The following is an 18,629-nucleotide window of genomic DNA, read 5'->3' as shown; positions in this document are numbered from 1 at the left end:
GCCGCAGCGGGAAGAAAGCCAGACGGCCGGCGCATCAGCGGGCCTCGCGCTGGCGGCCGACGATCTCGACCGAAACCCGACGGTCGGGCTGCAGGCAACGCGTCAACGCCGGAGTGGCCCTGGTGCCGACGCACTGCGCGGTAGCCGCGCTCGGTTCGCGCGCGCCAACGCCCTCGGCCTGGATCGGCGCGGCGATGCCATGCTGCTGCAGATACTGCTTGATCGTCCAGGCGCGCTGTTCGGACAGGCGCTGGTTGTAGGCCTGCCGGCCCAGGCGGTCGCTGTGGCCGACCAGGCGAATGCGTTCGATGCTGGCGTAGTCCGCCGTCAGGCGCTGCACCATGCCGTCGAGCGCCTGCTTGCCCTGCGGCAACAGCCCGCCCAGGTCGCCGCGATCGAACGCGAACAGCGCATCGGCATCCAGATCGAAACGCTCGGACGGCGCCGGTGGCAGCGCCTGTGCCGGCGCCGCGGCCGGGCACTGCGCGGCCTGCGCTTCGGCGCGGCTGGTCAGGTCTTCGGCGATCTGCAGATACGGCTTGGCATGACGCCAGCCGCCATCGTGGATCTCGTTGCCGGCATGCACCAGCTCCACTTCCGCGCAGGCCGTGGCCTGTGCCGCACAACGAAAGCCGCTACTGCGCTTGAGCGCGTCGTACCGCGCCCACAGATCGGGCCGCAGCTTTTCCGCCCGGTTGACCAACGGAGTCTCCATGCCCGGATCGCGCCCTTCCTCCAGCGCGCCGATCAAGGCAGCCGCTTCGCTCAGCGCCGCCTGCGGATAGCCGCCGCGGTCGTTGCGGCTGTATTCGTGGAAGCTGGTGTCCAGCCAGCACTGCGCCTTCGCCAGCGCGTAGTCGTCCACCCGCACGCCCTTGTCGTTGAGCGCCTTGATGCGCGCCTGGGTGGCCTGGTAGACACCGTGATCGGCATGGATCGCCTGTGCGCTGATGCGCTGTGGCGGCAGTTGCAGGGCGGCGGCCTTCTCTGCCGCGACGCAGGGCAACACCCACGCGCCCAGCACGACGACCAACACCGCGTGGTGCGGAAAGGAAATGGTACGAGTCTTCATGGCAGTCCCCGAGTCGTTGCGGCGGAGGCAGTAGTGGACGCAGCGGAAGGACACGGTCATCGCGGCAACGCCGGATTGACCGCCGGGTCCTTGCCGCGGAACAGGTCTTCGTCGAACTTGAAGCGCAGGCGCAGGAACCCACCCTGGTTGGTGTACTCGGCGCCGACCATGTCGTCGTCGCGGAAACCGCGCCAGTTCCAGCCGGCCGACAGCCACAGATTGGCGGTGAGCAGATAGCCGACTTCCAGGCCCTGCGCCGATTGCGCGGCGCCTCCGGGACTCCACATGCGATAGGCCATCGCGCTCACGTCCCAGCGCTCGCTCAGGCCATAGGTGCCGCGCCCGCCGAGCAGATACGCGGTGTAGCGGTCGCGGCGCCCGTCGATGCGATCGCTCTGGCGCTTGCCGGCGACGCGTGCGGTCCACCACCACACCCGGTTCGGATGCCAGTCGGCGACCACCGCGACCACATGCTTGTCGTAGCCGCCGCTTGGCGCGAGCAACTGGTCCTGCGCGAGCCACTGCGACAGATCCGCATCGCGGCGCGTCCAGTACTCGTACTTGCCCAGCAGGTTGAAGCGGTTGCGATCGGTGTCGCGATACGCAAGGCCGAACTGGAAGCGATCCTCGTAGCTGTCCTGGCGGGTATCGTCGTAGTCGTTGCGCAGGTAGTAGTTGCGCGCCAGCACGGTCCAATCGCGACTGAGCTTGCGCGCCGCCGTCGAGGTCGACAGCCAGCTGTCGTAGCCGCCGCCGAGCCAGCCCTGACTGGGCAGCGCGGTATCGCTGCGGGTGGGCATCGCGCCGGTCCGACGCCATTCCAGGCGCTGGTTGAGCAGCCACAGTTCGTCCGGACGCCATTCCACTGCCACCGTGGCCGAGGTGGCGCGCTGCGTCTGGCCTTCCAGCGCCTCCAGCCGCTCGACGCCGGTCTGCAGGGTCAGCGTCGGCCCCAGATGCCACAGGTTGCGCACGCCGCTGGCCCACTGCGCCTGACGCGCGCCGAAGCTGTCGTACATGCGGTATTCGTTGAAGACGGTGCCGCCCTCCATGTACTGCGTGTCCAGGCCGAACACGAAGGCGTTGCTGTCGTAGGGACTGGGCCGGCGCTGTCCGGTCGCCGGATCGACCACGCTCGCGCTGGTGGCGACCGTGCTCAAACCGGTATTCCATTCGTAGCGCGTATACAGACGGGTCTGCGCATGCACCTGGTAGCCGACGCCGAACGCCGCGCGCCGATGGTCGCGATGCGCCACGTCCTGCTCCACTTCGCCGCTGAGGTCGAGCCTGGGCAGCGGCCGCCAGCGCGTGGCCAGGCGCAGCGCGGTGTATTCCACCGGCACGCCGGCCAGGCCGTTGCCGACCCAACTGCCGTAGTTGCCGCTCCAACCCGCACCCGTGTTGTACAGCGTCTGCCCGCTGCCGGGATCGAGCGCATTGGCCATGCCGCCAGCGAAGCCTCCGCCGATCCCACCGCCGATGCCCGGCGTCACCAGGCCGACGCCATAGGGTGCGCCCAGATTGCCTGGCAGGCTCAACCCATTGCCGAGGCCGCCGTTGCCGGCATGCTCGTCGACGTGATTGGCGCCGATCTCCACGCTGAAGGCATCGTCTGGCGCATAACGCACGCCCGCCTGCGCCTGGCTGCGCTCGGCCGCGCTGAGCTGGTCGGCGATCCACGTCCCTTTCGCATACAGCTCCCAGGGGCTTTGGGCATCGCCACTCAGATCCCCGCCCAACGCCAGCTTCGCATCGAGACCCGCCTGGCGACGTCCCCCCAGGTACGACGAAGCGGGATTGTTGAAATTCGCATCGCTCTGTCCGTACCAGGCCAGCAGGGAGCTGCGGCGGTCGCGATGGCCGAACTCGGCGCGCCAGGCGTCACCAGCGACGGTCCTGCCCGACGCGGCAGACGGATCGATGGTATAGATGGTTCCGTTTGCCGAGTTCAGCGCACTTTCCGTACGCGCGTACTCGCCACGCAACCAAGTCTGCTCGCCAAGCTGCAAGGTGCCGTTGACGCTGGCCAGTTCGAACGGCGCCAGCGGGTTCTGATCCTTGACGTAGCTGCCGCCCAGTTCCAACGCCGGCAGTACCTTGTACTGGCCGTTGAGGCCGTACACCCAGTAATTTTCGCCCCCCTGGTCGACTTCGTAGGTGATGCGCACCGATACCGGGTTCAGCGATTCGTCCACGGACGGCACCGGCCTGGTGAACAGGATGCGGCCGCTGAACGGCTCGAACGTGTAGTCGCTGAAGCGCACCATCGGCGTGGTCTGCAGGATTCGCGACGGCGCATCGCGATCGCGCACCACGATCTGCACTTGTTCGCTGCCCAGCACCGCATGCGTGCTGTTGCTGACGGTGTAGGGGCCGGACAGGCCGCGGCCCGGGAACTCCTCGACCACCTGGCGCAGATGATCGTCGGCAGCGAACGCGTCGAGCGTGCCGCGCGCGCCTTCCAGATGACCGCGCACGCCGGTCAAGGTGCGGGTGTATTGGCCCAGGTCGCGAACCTGACCGCTGGCGACCTCGCCCTGTCCCGCGCGCTGGCTGAAGCCGTCGCCGGTGGCGATATCGCCATACATCAGGTAGTTGCGCTGTCGGTCCAGGCGCAGATACAGGCGGCTGTTGCTGCGCGCTTCGAAGCCGACCATCGACGCATCGCCGTTGACCGGAAACCAGCGCTCCGGATCCAGATCGCGAAACAAGCGTGCGTTGCCCGGCTTGTCGCTGTCGTAGGCCATGGTCAACAAGGTGTCGGTCGCGACCTGGCCCTTGAGGAAGAACGCGCTGCGCAAGGCGACGTTGCGTTTTCCATCGCCGCTGCTGCGCGACCAACTGTCGATGCGCGCTTCGAAGCCATCGTCCGGGCGCGCCTGCTGCAGGGAGAACGGGTTCTTGTGATCGAAATCGACGATGCCGTCGACGACGCCGACCGCCAGCATGTCGCGCAGCTCCGGCAGGAACGCGATGCGGCCCTTGGCCACTGCCGCACCGGCGCTGACCTGCACATCCACCGACTGCGCCTGCACCGGCGCCAGCAACCACACCTCCGCCTGTCCATCGTGCACGACGACCTGCATGCCGGGCATCACCCGGTCGGCGTCGCGCGGGGCCAGGCCGGCCTCGTCGCTGTCGGCACCGGGCGCCTGCAGGCGTCCGGCGGACGCCTCGACGGTGACCATGGTATCGGCCTGCAACGGCCGACCTTGCCGGTCGAACAGACGGATCCTCAACTTCGCCGGTGTCTGCCCATCGGCCGGCAAGCCATCGCGCTCCACCTCCACGGCGATACGGTCGACGCCCGCAGCGCGCATGTCGAACGGTGGGCGCGGTGGCGACCGCAGTTCGAGCGCCTGCGTCGCTGCGCCGGCCGAACCCAGGCCGAGCGCCGACGCGATGGCGAGCGCCAATACGGAAGAGCATCTGCGCTTGCGGAAAGAAGCTGTCGCCATAGTCATGTCGTCGCTGCCTGGCAGGTCGCCACCCGCCACGGATCGGTGGCAGTTGGCTGCACTTAATGAGAAATCCGCTCACCCCTCGGCCCGCCCAAGCGAATCGGCGCCGCTGGACCGGCATTCGCCCACGTGCCACCGCCATGCCGGCGCGCAAGAAGGCGAGGTCTGGCGTGCAGCGATTCTTTCGCGTACCAGGCGCGGCGATGTACGCGATGACACAACTTCATGTTCTCGATCGCGCAACACGACATCCGCCGATACAGTGCTGCAGCGTTCCGCGTCCGTACATGGCAACCGGGAAGCGCCGGACCCGCCTGGCTGGCGGAAAAGACCGATGCGCCTGGGGCCGTCATCGATTCCCTGGCAAGCCCTGGCCGTCGCGCAGGTGTGGCGATCTGCCGCGCCGACGCAACGTAGCCAATGACCAGTCGAAACAGCGCCTCGCCAGGCGCACGCCCCCGCTGCGGAACACGTCGAAGGCCCGGGCGGCGCTGCGCGTCGCCAGTGGCGATATCGCTACCCGCGGTGACGCCGCGGCCGCAGCAACCAGCGCGCAAACACCCCACCGAGTGCGCCGCCCAGTAACGGCGCCACCCAGAACATCCACAGTTGCTGCATCGCGCCGTCGCTGGCGAACAGCGCCATCGCGGTGGAACGTGCCGGGTTCACCGAGGTATTGGTCACCGGGATGCTGACCAGGTGGATCAGCGCAAGGCACAGCCCAATGGCCACCGGCGCCGCCGCAGGCGCAGCGCCGCGCCGGGTCGCGCCCATGATCACACCCACGAATACTGCGGTCAGCACGGTTTCCAGCAGGAACGCCGGCACCGCGCCATAGCCGTCCGGCGACAGGTCGCCATATCCGTTGCTGGCGAACGCGGCAGGTGTCGCCGCCTGGAACGCCTCGGCCACGGATCCGTGGTGGACCAGATACAGCAGAGCGGCAGCGCCGATGCCGCCGACGAGTTGCGCCAGGACATAACCTGGCACCTGCCGCAGCGGAAAGCGGCCGCCGGCCCACAGCCCCAGGCTCACCGCCGGATTGAAATGGCCGCCGGACAAATGTCCGAGCGCATACAGGCCGGTCAGCACGCTGAGCCCGAACGCCAGGGCGACGCCGAGATTGCCAATGCTGCCGCCAGCCAACAGCGCCGCGCCGCAGCCACCCAGTACCAGCCAGAACGTGCCGGCCGCTTCCGCGAGGAGATTCTTGAACATCGCACTTCCCTAGATGGTCGGATCGAGTCATATCCGCGCGCAATGCGTGATCGCACAGCAAGGCCGCGGCGCATACGAGTTCCGTGGCGAAGCCTTCGCCGGCGCTCCTTCGACGGCGACGGCCGGGGGTGCATCCTGCAGATCCGTGCTGCTGCCGAACGGCGCTTCCAGCGCGATCCGGCAGCAGTCGCCCGGGACACAGCGTCGCCGCTGCGCGGACGCGCGCAAACGGCGAAACGCGCAACCAATGGTTGCCGCGGCGCGCACATCGCCACGCGATACGCGTGCGCTCAGTCGTCGTATTGCCCCTCGGGGAAGTACGCACGCAGGGCTTGCTCGATGGCCGCGCCGCACAGCACCGCCAGCGCCTTTGCCATCGCCGCACCGTGGCTTTCGACCACCAGGGTGATCCTGCCATGGGACGTGGCAAGCACATGCTCGGTCCGGATCGTTTGCGGGATCGGATCCTGGCGTTCGCCCGTCGATTGCATCGTGTCCTCCTTGCGCCGTCTGTCCGCGGCGAAAGCGGACGGAATGAGACCAGCATCCATGCCGATGCGACAGACCGCGAGAGGCGTTGCGACAACCTTCGGTTCGCGCCCCCACAACCGCTCAGGCGTACAAATGCGACGCCTGCTCCATCAGAAAAGCAACGAAGCGCTGAATCTTCTGCGAGTTCCTACGGTTGCCCGGATACACGACGGACAACGCCAGCATCGGTAGCGCCACGCCTTCCAGGACCGGCAGCAGCCGTTGCGCGGCCACCGCCTCGGCGACGAGGAAGCGCGGCGCCGCGACGATGCCGAGGCCGGACTCGGCAGCCGCCAGCAGGTGCTGCAGCGAATCGCTGCGCAGACGCTCACGGACACGGCAGGCATGCCACTTGCCGCCTTCGCAATAGCGCCAGGCACGTGCATCGCCGCTTTCCACCAGCGCCGCGTGCGCCTCCAGTTCCCGCGGCTGGGCGGGTGCGCCATGCCGCTGCAGGTAATCCGGACTTGCGTACAGCGCATAGCCGACCTGCGCGATCTGCCGCGCGACCAAACTCGAATCCTCCAGATCGCCCAGACGCAGGGCCACATCGAAATGCGCCTCACTGACCGTGGGTTGCTCGTACTCCACGTGCAACAGCACATCGGGATAGTCCACGGCAAAGCGGCTCAGCACCTCGCCGATCCGGCGCTCGTCGAACGTGCGCGGCACCGCAAGGCGCAGCCGGCCCCGGATCTGTCCTTGCGTGCTGGCGACGAAATCGTTGGCCGCATTGAACGACTCGAGCAGGCGAACGCATTTGGCGTAGTACACCGCACCGACGTCGGTGGCGCGCACGCTGCGCGCACTGCGGTCCAGCAGCGGCGCACCAAGCTCGCGCTCCATGTCGCTGATGCGCCGGCTCACCACCGACTTGGCGGTCTGCAGACGCCGCGCGGCGTCGGTGAAGCTGGCTGTTTCCACCACCGCCACCAGCGCCCGCAGATCGGCGATCTCGATCATGCGCGGGGATCCAGCATCTCGGCGGCGAGCAGATCGTCCAGTACCGCTGCCAGCGTGGCGTCGCCCGCGTCGGCGCCGAGCTGCACGCAGAACCCGCTGTCCTGATCGCCCCAGGCCGCATCCCCGATCAGCAGCAGCACGGTGTCTGCGGCGATGCCAAGGCGTTCGCGCAAGGCCATTACCGATGCGCCATCGTTGCCTTGCGCAGTGATCGCCAGCGCCAATGGCCCGTCTCCGGCGCCACGCCGCTGCGGATCGATGGTGCGCCTGCCACGTTCGACCAGGATCGCCTCGATGCGCTCGGCCAACGTGCCTTTTGGCAGCGCGAGCAAAACATCGCCTGGCATGCCAGGTGGGTTCGGCGCGTTTGCCGCCCGGTCGCCACGCACCGGCACGCGGCACCACAGATCGCAGCCCCCATCCTGGCGCCGGACCAGCTCGACCTGTGCACGCAACTGCCGCAACAGCGTCTGGCTCACCGCAAGCCCGAGGCTGCCTTCAGCGTGATGCAGCAACAGATCGTGCGTGGTGACCAGGGGGCCGAAGCGCTCAGCGGCGAAGCCGTCCGGCTCGCAAGCCAGTTCCATCTCCAGGTAGCGCGCGCCGGCCTTGAGATCCAGCGTCAGCCGCACGCCGCGCAGGCCATCCAGGGCGTGCACCAGCAGATTGGTCAGGATCTGGCGCACCGCCAGCGGATCGACCAGCACGGCCTCCGACCCGCGGCTGACCCGCAACTGCAGTTGCACGCCCGCCTCGCGCGCCTGCAAGGCAAAGGTGTCCTGCAGCCACGCCGCCAGTTGCGGCAACTGCACCGCGCCGCGTCCGTCGCTGTCGGCGGACAGTCGCCCCAACCCCACCAACGCGTTGCGCGATAGCGCATCCAGTTGTACCGCCGCCTGCTGGATGGCAGCGACCGAGGCCGAGGCCGCCGGTTCCTCAGCGAGTTGCCGCGCCAACGCCTTGGCGTGCGCCGACAGCACCGCCAGCGGCGCACGCATGGCGTAGGCGATGCCTGCGAACAGGTTGCCGGTACGGCGGAACGGCTCAAGGGTGAGTTGGCTGCGCACATCGCGCGGCGGTGGCCGCCCCAGCGCCCGCAATTGCCGCTCCTGCGATAGCGCCGCTTCGTTGCCGAGCTGCTGGTAGTCGCGCAAGGCCAGCATGCCGTCGCTGTTGCCAAGCAGCACCATGTGCCGCAACGCATCGCCTTCCTCGACGATGTGCACGTCGACATAGCGGTCCTGACTCAGCTCCACCCCGGACAACGTGACCGGCAGGACAGCACAGCCCACCAACAGGTCGCGCAAGCGCTGGATGGTCGCCGACTGCGGCTCCGCGTCGCCAAGCAACTGGGCCAGATCGCCGACGATATCCTCCACCGCACCGCTGGCATCGAAGCTCACCACCACCGGCTGCTGCGCAGCCACCGCAGCGGCCCGACGTCGTCGCTTCATGGCGAACGCTCGAGTTGCGCCGCGAGCGCCGCGAAGGCCTCCTCCACGCCGTGGCCGACCCGTGCGCTGGCGCTGAAGGTCGGCAACTGCTCGGCCAACTTGCGCACGTGCGCCGGTGTGACGTCCCATTGGTCGGCCATATCGCACTTGTTGAGCACCAACACCGCCGGCAGCGAACGGCCTACGATCCTCTCGGCCTGCTCGCGCAGTTCCAGCACCGTATCGAGGGTATGCGCGCGCGTTCCGTCCGCCACCAGCAACAGGCCATGGCTGCCGATCAGGTAGTGGCCGCGCAGTTGATCGATCAGGCTCGCACCGGCGATGTCCCACAACACCATGCGCAACTCCTGCGATGGCGAGAGTGCGACGGCCTTGCTGTCGACCTTGACCCCGACGGTGGTCAGGTAGTGCTCCGAGAACGTATTGCGGACGGCACGCGCCACCAAGCTGGTCTTGCCGACGGCGAAATTGCCCAGCAACGCGATCTTTCGGGATAGGGAGATCATGGCGATACCGCAAAGAGAGTGACGATGAGGGAGGTGGCGCGGCTGTCGCTGCGGTGAGGCAGCGTGGCGAGCGCGTCTTCGTCCAGAACGATCGTGTTCGGTGGCCGCAGTTCGCGCATCAGTTGCGTGGCCAGCCATTCGGCGCGGCGTCGGCGCAGGTCGCGGTTCTGCGCATAGCTGCCCGGGTCGTCGGTGAAGCCGCGTGCAACCAAGCGGAAGCCGATGGCGTGCGCCGCGCCCGCATCCTGCAGTGCCTGCACGCGCTCGATCATCGATGTCAACGCCGCCGACATATCGTCGCGCGGCTGCGCCGTTCCCGGCTCGAAGACGATCTGGATGGCCTGGATCTGCGCGACGAGCGCGGCGATGCGCGCATGCCCCGGATAGGTCAGCTGCGTAGTCTGCAGCCGCAGTCCGGGCAGCGGAGACGGTTGCGTCCGCAGCCATTGCCACTGGGCGAATCCGACCTCGCCGACCAGCCGCAGCGTGCCATCGGCATCGGGCGCCTGCACGATCGCCAGCGGCAGATTCAGGCTCTGCGCCACGCGGCGGCGCAACGGCAATGGCTGCAACGACATGAACGGCTGCAAGCGCCATGTCGCCGCGACCTGCGGGTGAGCGCGCGCCAGCCAGGCCGCAGGATCGTCCGCAAGCGGATCCAGCAACCCGGCAATCCGCAACCGCCCGCGCTGCGACGCATCCCAGTCGGAGAGCGATAGTCCCGGCCAACGCGACAGTTCGCCATGCACCTGCCGCGCCTGCGCCGACCAGCGCGCAGTCAGGCCGGCGTGTGCCGCCACGACCATTGCCACCAAAGCCACCGCCGCATAGGCATAGCGGCGGTGACGCTGCGCGCGCGGCGACTGCCAGGTCGGCACACCGGGATTGAGGGCATCCAGCGACACCTGCTGCAGATACCCGGCCCCCGCCTGCCCGCCCTGCGCCGTATCGGCGAGCGACGCGCCATGACGCCGATGCAGCGCTTCACAGATCGCATCCAGGCGTTGCGCGAATCCGCTCGGTGGTAGCCCACGCACGAAAGCCACCAGCCAGCAGCAGGGAGACTCGCTGACCGCCAGGCGATAGTCGCCGACCGTGGCCGAGCCGAGTCCATCGGCCTCGCCCGCGACCGCATCGCGCACGAACTGGTGGATCGCACTGAACATGCCCGCCACCGCGTCGGTGTCCAGCGCTTGCGCTCCTTCCGCACCAAGGTAGCCGAGCAACAGACCGTTGTCGCGCTGGATCAGGAATAAGTGCTCGACACGGTAGCGCGCACTGTGCCGCAGCGCGATCTGCGCATACGGCACGCCGCCGCGCCAGGCCAGCCAACGCCACCACAGCGAGCGCGGACTGAGCGGGCCGCCCAACGCCCGGTCCAGGTCCTCGCCGATCTGGCGCATGGCTTCGCTCAGCGCGCGGCGGATCGTTGCGCCGATCAGCGGATACAGCGCTTCCACTACCGTGTGTGGCCGATGCCGCACCGCCGCTTCGAGCGCTTCGCCGCTCAGCGCCGACAGCGCCTCGCGCAGCCGCGATGGCGCGGTCGGCACGGCGGCGTCGCGCTCCACTTCCTCGGCGAGCACATCGGCGAATTGCGCCAGCCGCGCTTCCATGCGTCGCAGCCGCTCCCATTCCGGTTGCAGCAACAGTTCGCGAAGACGCTGATAGTCGCCGTGCATTTTCCACGCTCAGCGTTCGCCGAGCGCCGCTCCCGGATCGCGCAGACGCAGCGCGACCTCGGCGAGCAGATCGGCGAGGTCGTGCCTGGCCAGCTTCTGCGCGTCCAGGACCGTGCGCGTCTCGGCAAGCGCCTCGCGCACTCCGGCGATCGCCTCGTGCTGGATCTGGCGCAGATCGGCCAGCCCAGCACGGTGCCTCGCCTCGGCGGCGTCTGCATCGCGCTCGTGCCGCTGCAACGCCGCGGTGATCTCCGCGCGCCTGGCCCGCGCTGCCTGTTGCCAGCGCACCTGCATGTCGTCGATCGCATTGGCGCGGTTGTCGACCTCTTGGTGCAGTTGCGCCTGCATGCGCTCGTTCTGCGCGAGCAAGCGCGTTTCCAGTTCCAGCAGTTGCCGTTCGCCGCGCTGCGCGAGTGCGGTCAGTTCCTGCTGCAGATGCTGGCGCAGTTGCTCCAGCCGCGCGTCGAAGTCTCGTACCACGCCGCCTAACATCAGTTCGCGCAATTGTTCCATGCGCGGATCGCCCGGCGCCGACGGAGAAGGATCCGTGCGTTCGGCCGGTGAAGCAGGGATGCTCTGGCCGGGAGCATCGGAGTCGGTTGGGGCGGGCGTCATGTACGTCTCTCGGTAAGGCGATGCCGGCTGTCGACAGCGCGAACGAAGCAAGGCAAACCTGGAGCAGCGCTCAGGCCGGGCCGCTGCATGCAGAACGCTCGGCTGGCGCTCGCGCTGCCGCGCCTTCCAGACGCAGCAACAGATCGCGACGCTGCCGCCGGTCCAGGTAGGCAGCGACCAAGGCGGCCAGCGCGCCGCGCAGCGCCTGCTCCTGCAGCGCATCCTCGACCTGCCGCCACACACCCTCCTGCGCCCAACGCACGAAGCGTACGTATGCGCCGTGCCACCGTCCGAACGCATCCGGCGGCATGCGGTTCCAATGCAAACCCGTGTCCGCGACCCACAACACGGACTCGATGAAGCGCCGCGTATCACCGGCATGACGGGCACGGGCGCGAAGCCGCCCAGGCAGCACGGCCGCGATCCGCTCCCAATCGTCCTCGGTCAGACGACGCGTGCATGCCCACTGCACCGGCAGATCCGACACGCCGGAAGTCGCTGTCTGCGCTGCCCCGCTCATGGACCCGGCACCCGCTTGCGGCCGCGAGCGGGCGCACTCGTCTGGCGCGAGCGACCGCCGCTGCAAGCGCATCGACCGAGCCGCACCCACCGATTTCGCCGCGTTACGTCCAAGACCGCCTCTCCCGTCGTCCGACTCTCCGACACCCAGGTCTACGCCCCGCACTGTGGGTGGCGGGGTTGCTTACAAGGAATTCGTGCTTGATGTCAGAATGAGGACAGCGCATCTTATGAACACATTCACGAAGCGTGATGCCGTCTAGGGGGATCCATGCCCACATCTCACCTGCCCCCCCACGACGACGCGATCACGCAGTTGCTGGAAAGCGCCCAGGCCGGCCAGGCCCACGCCTGGGACCGGATCTATGCCCTGCTCTACCAAGACCTGCACCGCATCGCCCGATCGCAGGCGCGGCGGCAACGCGACCTCGCCATGTCGCCGACTTCGCTGATCAGCGAAACCTGGCTACGCTTGGTCAACGCCGAGGTGGCCGCAGCGACCCGGTCGCATCTGCTGGCATTGCTGGCCCGCGCCATGCGCTTCGTCCTGGTGGACGAGGCTCGGCGCATGTTGACCGACAAACGTGGGCAGGGCCTGGTCCTGGTACCGCTGGACGCGCAACACGACGCCGCCGAGACGGCGCATGCGCCGGACTACATGCTCGCGCTGAATCAGGCCCTGGAAGCACTGGCCGCGCTCGATCCGCGGCTGGTCAAGGTGGTGGAACTGCGTTACTTCGGCGGGCTCAACGAAGCCGAGATCGCCGACCTGTTGCAGATCAACGAGCGAACGGTACGGCGCGACTGGCGCAAGGCGCGCGCCTACCTGTCCCACCACTTGAACGTCCAGGCGACAACGGAGGTGTCCCGCCATGCATGATCTGCAGGCCCGGTCGCTCGCCCTGTTCGACAGCCTCGTCGCGTTGCCGGCGTCGCAGCGCACCGAGGCACTGGCCCGTCTGCGGACCGAACAGCCGGATCTGTTTCCTTTGCTCGACGCATTGCTGAAGGCCGATGCGCGCAGTTCGCCGCTCGACCGGCCGGCACCATCGGCGCTCGCCGGCGACGCGGCCGACGCCGAGCCCGATCGACGCCTGCACCGCCAACTCGGCCCGTGGAAGATCGAACGGGTGCTCGGCGAAGGCGGCATGGGCACCGTCTACGAGGCCAAACGCAGCGACGGCCAGTACGAACATACCGTGGCGTTGAAATGCCTGCGCATGGCCGTCGCATCGCCAGCATTGGTCGAGGCCTTCCGCACCGAACGCAACACGCTGGCGCGGCTGGACCATCCCGGTATCGCCGCCTTGCTCGACGGCGGAGTGGATGCCGACGGCCATCCTTGGTTCGCCATGCAGAAAGTCGACGGACAACCGATCGACCAGTGGTGCGACGCGCGACGGCTGTCGCCGCGCGCGCGGGTGCAACTGTTGCTGCAGGCGTGCGAGGCGGTCGCCTATGCGCATCGCCTCGGCGTTCTGCATCAGGACATCAAACCGTCGAACCTGTTGGTCGATGCCGAAGGCCGCCCACGCCTGTTGGATTTCGGGCTGGCACGGACCCTGCAGACCGAGCGCAGGCCGATCGCCATCAGTCACGGTTACACCGCACCGGAAGCCTTGCGCGAAGCGCGTCCGGCGCGCACGTTGGATATCTATGCGTTGGGCGTCGTGCTGTACCGCCTGCTGTGCGGCGCCGGCCCGGCACCGTTGCACGCACTCGGCACTCCTTCCCTGCCGACGCCCGCGGCGCCGCGCAACCCCAGTGCGCTGGCCGCCAGTGCGGACGCAGCGGTCGCGCAGGCGCGCGGGCTGCGCCATCCACGTGCGCTCGCTGCGGCGATCGGGAACGACATGGATCGGATCGCACTGCGCTGCGTGGCGATCCTGCCAGAGCAACGCTACGCCAGCGTCGAAGCGCTGCAAGCGGACCTGCAACGCTGGCTGGCGCATCGCCCGGTGACCGCCGCACCCGCCAGCCGCGCGCACCGCATCCGACTGTTCCTGCGCAGGAACGCGCTGGCCGCGACCCTGGGCGGCATCGCCGCTGCGGCGCTGCTGATCGGCGGTGCCGTCGCGACGCTGCAATTGCAGCGGGCACGGCAGGAGGTCCGTTCGGTCGCCGCACTGGACCGCCTGTTCGAGCGCACCCTTGGCAGCACCGCGCTCTCCGGATTGGGCGATACGCCGCTGACCCCGCAACGCCTGCTCGCCGACACCGAACGGCGCCTGCGCGATCCGGCGTTTCCGCACACCGCCACCAGCCGGGCCCTGGGCCTGGCCGCGCTGGCGCGCAGCTACAACGTCATCGGCAACGACGCGCATGCGGCGAGCCTGGCCGCCGAAGCCATCGCCTTGCGGCCGGACGACGCGCGCATCGCGGCGATCCTGTCGAGTCTGCAGAACCAGCAGGCCGACTATCCGCGCGCCGAGCGCACCGCATTGCGCGGCCTGCAGCAGGTGGACGCGACTGCCGAGCAGGACGCAGAGCGGCGGCGGCTGCGCGCCTCGTTGCTCGCCGAGCGTGCCCGCGCACGCTGGGGCCAGGCCGACCGGGACCAGGCCAATGCGCTACTCGAACGGGCGCTGGCGCAACTGCCGGCTGGCGGCGCCGACACCACGCTGACGCACGCCGAACTGCTCACGCTGCGCGGCTATTGGCGCACCCAGGAATGCCGGTTGGCGGCTGCGGAGCAGGACCTGCGACAGGCGATCGGCATGAGCCAGCCGCTGGATCCGGCCGTCGCCGACGACGCGCGGCGCTACCTGGTGCGCACGCTCGGTCTGCAGGACCGAGCGAGCGAAGCTCACGCGCTGGCCACCGCATTGCTGGCCAGCCGGCGCCGCATGTACGGCGAAGACCATCCGCAGACCGCGCGGGCACTGGTGACCTACGCCGAGTCGCTCATCTACCAGTCGGACCTCAAGCAGGCGCTCGCCTACACCGACGAAGCGCGCGCCATTTTCCACGCCAGCGTCGGCGACGATCATCCCGACATGGCCGAGGCGCTGCGGTTTTCCTCCTACGCACGCACCGGCACCGGCGATGTGGCCGGCGCCATCGGCCAGGCGCGCGAAGCCCTGCGCATCCATCTGCGGGCGAACGGCCCGCACCATGAACTCACCCTCAAGTCCAAGAACAATCTGGCCGCCGAACTGATCTACTTCGGTCAGTTCGCGCCGGAAAAGCGAAAGGACTACAACGACGAAGCGCTGGCATTGTTCCGCGACGTCGTCGCCGAGGGAACGCGGCAGCGCCTGCCGATGCCAGGCATCCGCCTCAGCTACGCGTTCGGTCTGGTGGTCAGCGAGCATCCGCACGAGGCCGAGCAGCAACTGCTGCTGGCCAACCAGGAGATCGTCGCCCATCTGGGCCGGCAGCACAGCTATCTGTCGGCAACCCGGTACTCGCTGGGCCTGCTGTACGTGCAGTTGAACCGCGACGACGATGCCAAGCGCGTGTTTCAGGCGCTGGTCGACGACTTGGGCGACCCGGACAAGGCGTCGTACATGCGCACGATGAACGCCTTTGGGGCGCTGGATGGCCTGGGCGACATCGAACAGCGCAACGGCCGCCCAGGCCAGGCGCAGGCCTACTGGCGACGCGCCGTGGCGCTGGGGTCGCGCATCTACGGCCCCCAGGGCAGCACGCTGCTCGAGGTGAAGCGGAAACTCGCCGCAGCGCGTTGAGGACGAGGGCTGGCCGCGCAGACCGCCTGCGCCTGTACGTCGACGCAGCGCATCGCGCTCAGGGGAATCGAACCAAGCCGACCACCAGGCAACCTGAGCCGGCGTGGCATCATGACAGGCCCAGTGACGTCGGTATTCGGACATCTGCTGATCTGGCACTTACCGGCGACGACGACCACGCCTTCCCCGCCACGACCGAATCGCGCGAAACAACGAAAAAGCCCCGCACATGGCGGGGCTCTGTCGTGACCGCGAACCGCGCGCGATCAGTCGATGTCGAGGAAGCTGCGCAGTTGCTCGGAGCGGCTCGGGTGACGCAGCTTGCGCAGCGCCTTGGCCTCTATCTGGCGGATGCGCTCGCGGGTCACGTCGAACTGCTTGCCGACTTCCTCGAGGGTGTGGTCGGTGTTCATGTCGATGCCGAAGCGCATGCGCAGCACCTTGGCTTCCCGCGGGGTCAGGCCGGCGAGCACGTCGCGCACGGTCTCGGACAGGTTGATGTTGGTGGTGTTCTCGATCGGGGACTCCACGTTGGTGTCCTCGATGAAGTCGCCCAGATGCGAATCCTCGTCGTCGCCGATCGGGGTTTCCATCGAGATCGGCTCCTTGGCGATCTTCATCACCTTGCGGATCTTGTCCTCGGGCATGTCCATTTCCTTGGCCAGCTCCTCCGGGGTGGCCTCGCGGCCGTACTGCTGGAGCATCTGCCGGGAAATGCGGTTCAACTTGTTGATCGTCTCGATCATGTGCACCGGGATGCGGATGGTGCGCGCCTGGTCGGCGATCGAGCGGGTGATCGCCTGGCGGATCCACCAGGTGGCGTAGGTCGAGAACTTGTAGCCGCGACGGTACTCGAACTTGTCCACCGCCTTCATCAGGCCGATGTTGCCTTCCTGGATCAGGTCGAGGAACTGCAGGCCGCGGTTGGTGTACTTCTTGGCGATGGAGATCACCAGGCGCAGGTTGGCCTCGACCATTTCCTTCTTGGCCTTGCGCGCCTTGGCTTCGCCGTAGGCCATGGCGCGGCTGATTTCCTTCAGCTCGGCCAGGCTCAGGTAGGTGGCCTGCTCCACCGCCACGGTGGCTTCCTGCTCGGCAATGATCTGGTCCTTGACGTCGCGCAGCGCCGACGACCACTTCTGCTTGCGCTTGAGCGCGTCGTCGACCCAGGCCACGTTGGTCTGGTTGCCTTCCCAGGAACGGATGAAGTCCTTGCGCGGCATGCGTGCCACGTGGGTGGCCAGGTGCAGCACGCGGCGCTCGTGGTCCTTGACCTGGGCCATGGTGTCGCGCAGCTTGCGCACCAGCACGTCGGTCAGCGGCAGCGGCAGCTTCAGGGTGACGAACACCTCGGCGATGTCGTTGCGCAGCTTGGTGACCAGCTTGTGCTCGGCGCCGTTCTTGGCGTGGGCCTTCTTGAACTTGGCGTACTCGGTGGCCAGCACTTCCATGCGCCGCGCGACCTCGGCCGGGTCCGGACCGGTCGGGCCGGCATCCTCTTCGGCGGTGTCGACGTCTTCGTCGTCATCCTCGTCGGCATCGGCATCGGTGGCGCTGTCGTCGTCGGACACCGCGACCGGCGGCGCCGGCTCTTCCTCGATCAGGTCGTTGAAGCCGACCACGATCTCGGCCAGGCGCTTCTTGCCTTCCTTGTGCTGTTCGTAGTCCTCGAGCAGGGTCTCCACCGCCAGCGGGAACGCGCCCAGCGCGGCCTGCACCTGGCCGAGGCCTTCCTCGATGCGCTTGGCGATGGCGATCTCGCCTTCACGGGTCAGCAGTTCTACTGTGCCCATCTCGCGCATGTACATGCGCACCGGGTCGGTGGTACGGCCACCTTCGGTGTCGAGCGCGGTCAGCGCCGCGGCGGCTTCTTCGGCCGCGGTGTCGTCGACTTCGCGGTTGCCGGTGTTGCCGTCGTTTAGCAACAGGGTTTCGGCATCGGGCGCAACTTCATGGACATCGATGCCCATGCCGTTGATCATGCCGATGATGTCTTCGATCTGTTCGGGGTCGACCAGATCGTCGGGAAGATGGTCGTTGACTTCCGCGTAGGTCAGATAGCCCTGTTCCAGGCCCTTGCTGATCAGTTGCTTGATGTCGGATTGCTGGGCAGGACGTTCGTTGGCCATGAGTGCTCGCGCCACCGGCAGGTAGGTGAATGAGTGAACCTAGCATTATAACAGCCCGGACCGCCGCTTGCCGGACGAGGAGCCTGAACGGCTCCGCCAGGAACGCGCCGGCGTCTACGGCCGGAGCAGGAAAGTGACCGGGCCGTCGTTGACCAGGCTGACGACCATATGGGCACCGAAGCGGCCGGTTTCCACCCCCGGCGGGTGCTGCGCCCGGCATACCTCCAGCAATCGGTTGAAGCCGCGTTCAGCCTCGGCCGGCGGTGCCGCGGTGGTGAAGCTGGGCCGCATGCCCGAGCCGGTATCGGCGGCCAGGGTGAACTGGCTGACCAGCAGCAGGCCGCCGCCGGTGTCGCGCAGCGAGCGGTTCATGCGCCCGCTGTCGTCGGAGAACACCCGGTAGCCGAGCAGGCGCTCGGCCATGCGCCGGATCCTGGCCTCGTCGTCGCCCGGCTCCAGCGCCACCAGTGCCAGCAGGCCGGGCCCGATCTGGCCCACGACCTGGCCATCGACGCTCACCGAGGCCTGGGTGACGCGTTGGATCAACGAGAGCATAGGGCCGGGATTGGGGATTGGGGATTGGGGATTGGTCGCGCCGCGGACGAACGGTTGCGATCGTGCGGGATCATCGCCGAATGAGCGAGATTGAGAAAGCGACAACGCACGCAGGCGGCGCGATCCGCGACACCCGTCGGGCAGGCCAGATGCGCCGAGCGGATAAACTGGGCCGATGAAACCCGCCACGCTCGCTTCCCTGCTGTATCGCTGCGCCGCCGCCGTGGCGCGCCTG

14 protein-coding genes are annotated in these 18,629 nt (G+C 68.1%); 2 read left to right on the top strand and 12 right to left on the bottom strand.

Going from position 1 to position 18,629, the window contains the following annotated elements; genetic code table 11:
* Nucleotides 1–34: 34 nt before the first annotated feature.
* The 10 genes from D183_RS27655 to D183_RS26645 form a co-directional block, all read right to left on the bottom strand.
* Entirely contained in the window at nucleotides 35–1,072 is a 1,038-nt protein-coding gene (locus D183_RS27655; RefSeq protein ID WP_157835247.1) for an OmpA family protein, read from the bottom strand.
* A gap of 56 nt (nucleotides 1,073–1,128) precedes the next feature.
* Complete coding sequence (locus D183_RS27650; RefSeq protein ID WP_157835246.1) at nucleotides 1,129–4,392, bottom strand: hypothetical protein; 3,264 nt, start codon at nucleotides 4,390–4,392, stop codon at nucleotides 1,129–1,131.
* Nucleotides 4,393–5,049: 657 nt separating this feature from the next.
* Nucleotides 5,050–5,751: an aquaporin Z gene (aqpZ, locus tag D183_RS0122265; RefSeq protein ID WP_017910947.1), complete on the bottom strand. Its 702-nt coding sequence runs from the start codon at nucleotides 5,749–5,751 to the stop codon at nucleotides 5,050–5,052.
* Between the two features lie 290 nt (nucleotides 5,752–6,041).
* Nucleotides 6,042–6,242: a hypothetical protein gene (locus tag D183_RS0122260; protein ID WP_148829392.1), complete on the bottom strand. Its 201-nt coding sequence runs from the start codon at nucleotides 6,240–6,242 to the stop codon at nucleotides 6,042–6,044.
* 121 nt (nucleotides 6,243–6,363) lie between these two features.
* Nucleotides 6,364–7,245, bottom strand: a complete 882-nt coding sequence (locus D183_RS25680) for a LysR family transcriptional regulator (RefSeq protein ID WP_017910945.1) — start codon at nucleotides 7,243–7,245, stop codon at nucleotides 6,364–6,366.
* Entirely contained in the window at nucleotides 7,242–8,699 is a 1,458-nt protein-coding gene (locus D183_RS0122250; protein WP_157835245.1) for a sensor histidine kinase, read from the bottom strand. The genes D183_RS25680 and D183_RS0122250 overlap by 4 nt, the downstream gene beginning before the upstream one ends.
* Nucleotides 8,696–9,205 (bottom strand): Rab family GTPase, encoded by a 510-nt coding sequence (locus D183_RS27645; RefSeq protein ID WP_039729381.1) that lies wholly within the window; start codon nucleotides 9,203–9,205, stop codon nucleotides 8,696–8,698. The genes D183_RS0122250 and D183_RS27645 overlap by 4 nt, the downstream gene beginning before the upstream one ends.
* Nucleotides 9,202–10,887: a hypothetical protein gene (locus D183_RS27640; protein WP_017910942.1), complete on the bottom strand. Its 1,686-nt coding sequence runs from the start codon at nucleotides 10,885–10,887 to the stop codon at nucleotides 9,202–9,204. Before D183_RS27640 ends, D183_RS27645 begins: the two co-directional genes overlap by 4 nt.
* Before the next feature lie 9 nt (nucleotides 10,888–10,896).
* The gene (locus tag D183_RS0122235) at nucleotides 10,897–11,502 is read right to left on the bottom strand and encodes a hypothetical protein (protein ID WP_157835244.1); all 606 of its coding nucleotides are present in this window, start codon (nucleotides 11,500–11,502) and stop codon (nucleotides 10,897–10,899) included.
* 70 nt (nucleotides 11,503–11,572) lie between these two features.
* Nucleotides 11,573–11,989: a transposase gene (locus tag D183_RS26645; protein WP_157835243.1), complete on the bottom strand. Its 417-nt coding sequence runs from the start codon at nucleotides 11,987–11,989 to the stop codon at nucleotides 11,573–11,575.
* Between the two features lie 303 nt (nucleotides 11,990–12,292).
* On the opposite strand from D183_RS26645, the gene D183_RS25670 reads away from it, so the two are divergent.
* Nucleotides 12,293–12,901: an ECF-type sigma factor gene (locus D183_RS25670; protein ID WP_081613415.1), complete on the top strand. Its 609-nt coding sequence runs from the start codon at nucleotides 12,293–12,295 to the stop codon at nucleotides 12,899–12,901.
* On the top strand, nucleotides 12,894–15,710 hold the full coding sequence (locus tag D183_RS26045) for a serine/threonine-protein kinase (protein WP_017910938.1): 2,817 nt from the start codon (nucleotides 12,894–12,896) through the stop codon (nucleotides 15,708–15,710). The genes D183_RS25670 and D183_RS26045 overlap by 8 nt, the downstream gene beginning before the upstream one ends.
* 266 nt (nucleotides 15,711–15,976) lie before the next feature.
* Here D183_RS26045 and rpoD read toward each other — a convergent pair whose 3' ends face one another.
* Together rpoD and dtd are read right to left on the bottom strand one after the other, a co-directional pair.
* Nucleotides 15,977–17,839: an RNA polymerase sigma factor RpoD gene (gene rpoD / locus D183_RS0122215; RefSeq protein ID WP_010340704.1), complete on the bottom strand. Its 1,863-nt coding sequence runs from the start codon at nucleotides 17,837–17,839 to the stop codon at nucleotides 15,977–15,979.
* Between the two features lie 114 nt (nucleotides 17,840–17,953).
* Entirely contained in the window at nucleotides 17,954–18,394 is a 441-nt protein-coding gene (gene dtd, locus D183_RS0122210; RefSeq protein WP_017910937.1) for a D-aminoacyl-tRNA deacylase, read from the bottom strand.
* Between the last annotated feature and the right edge of the window lie 235 nt (nucleotides 18,395–18,629).

Origin of the sequence: Xanthomonas sp. SHU 199 (assembly GCF_000364665.1) — a bacterium.
GTDB lineage: Bacteria > Pseudomonadota > Gammaproteobacteria > Xanthomonadales > Xanthomonadaceae > Xanthomonas_A > Xanthomonas_A sontii.
Note: the sequence above shows the minus strand (reverse complement) of the source record. Positions and strands in the feature narration are given on the sequence as shown.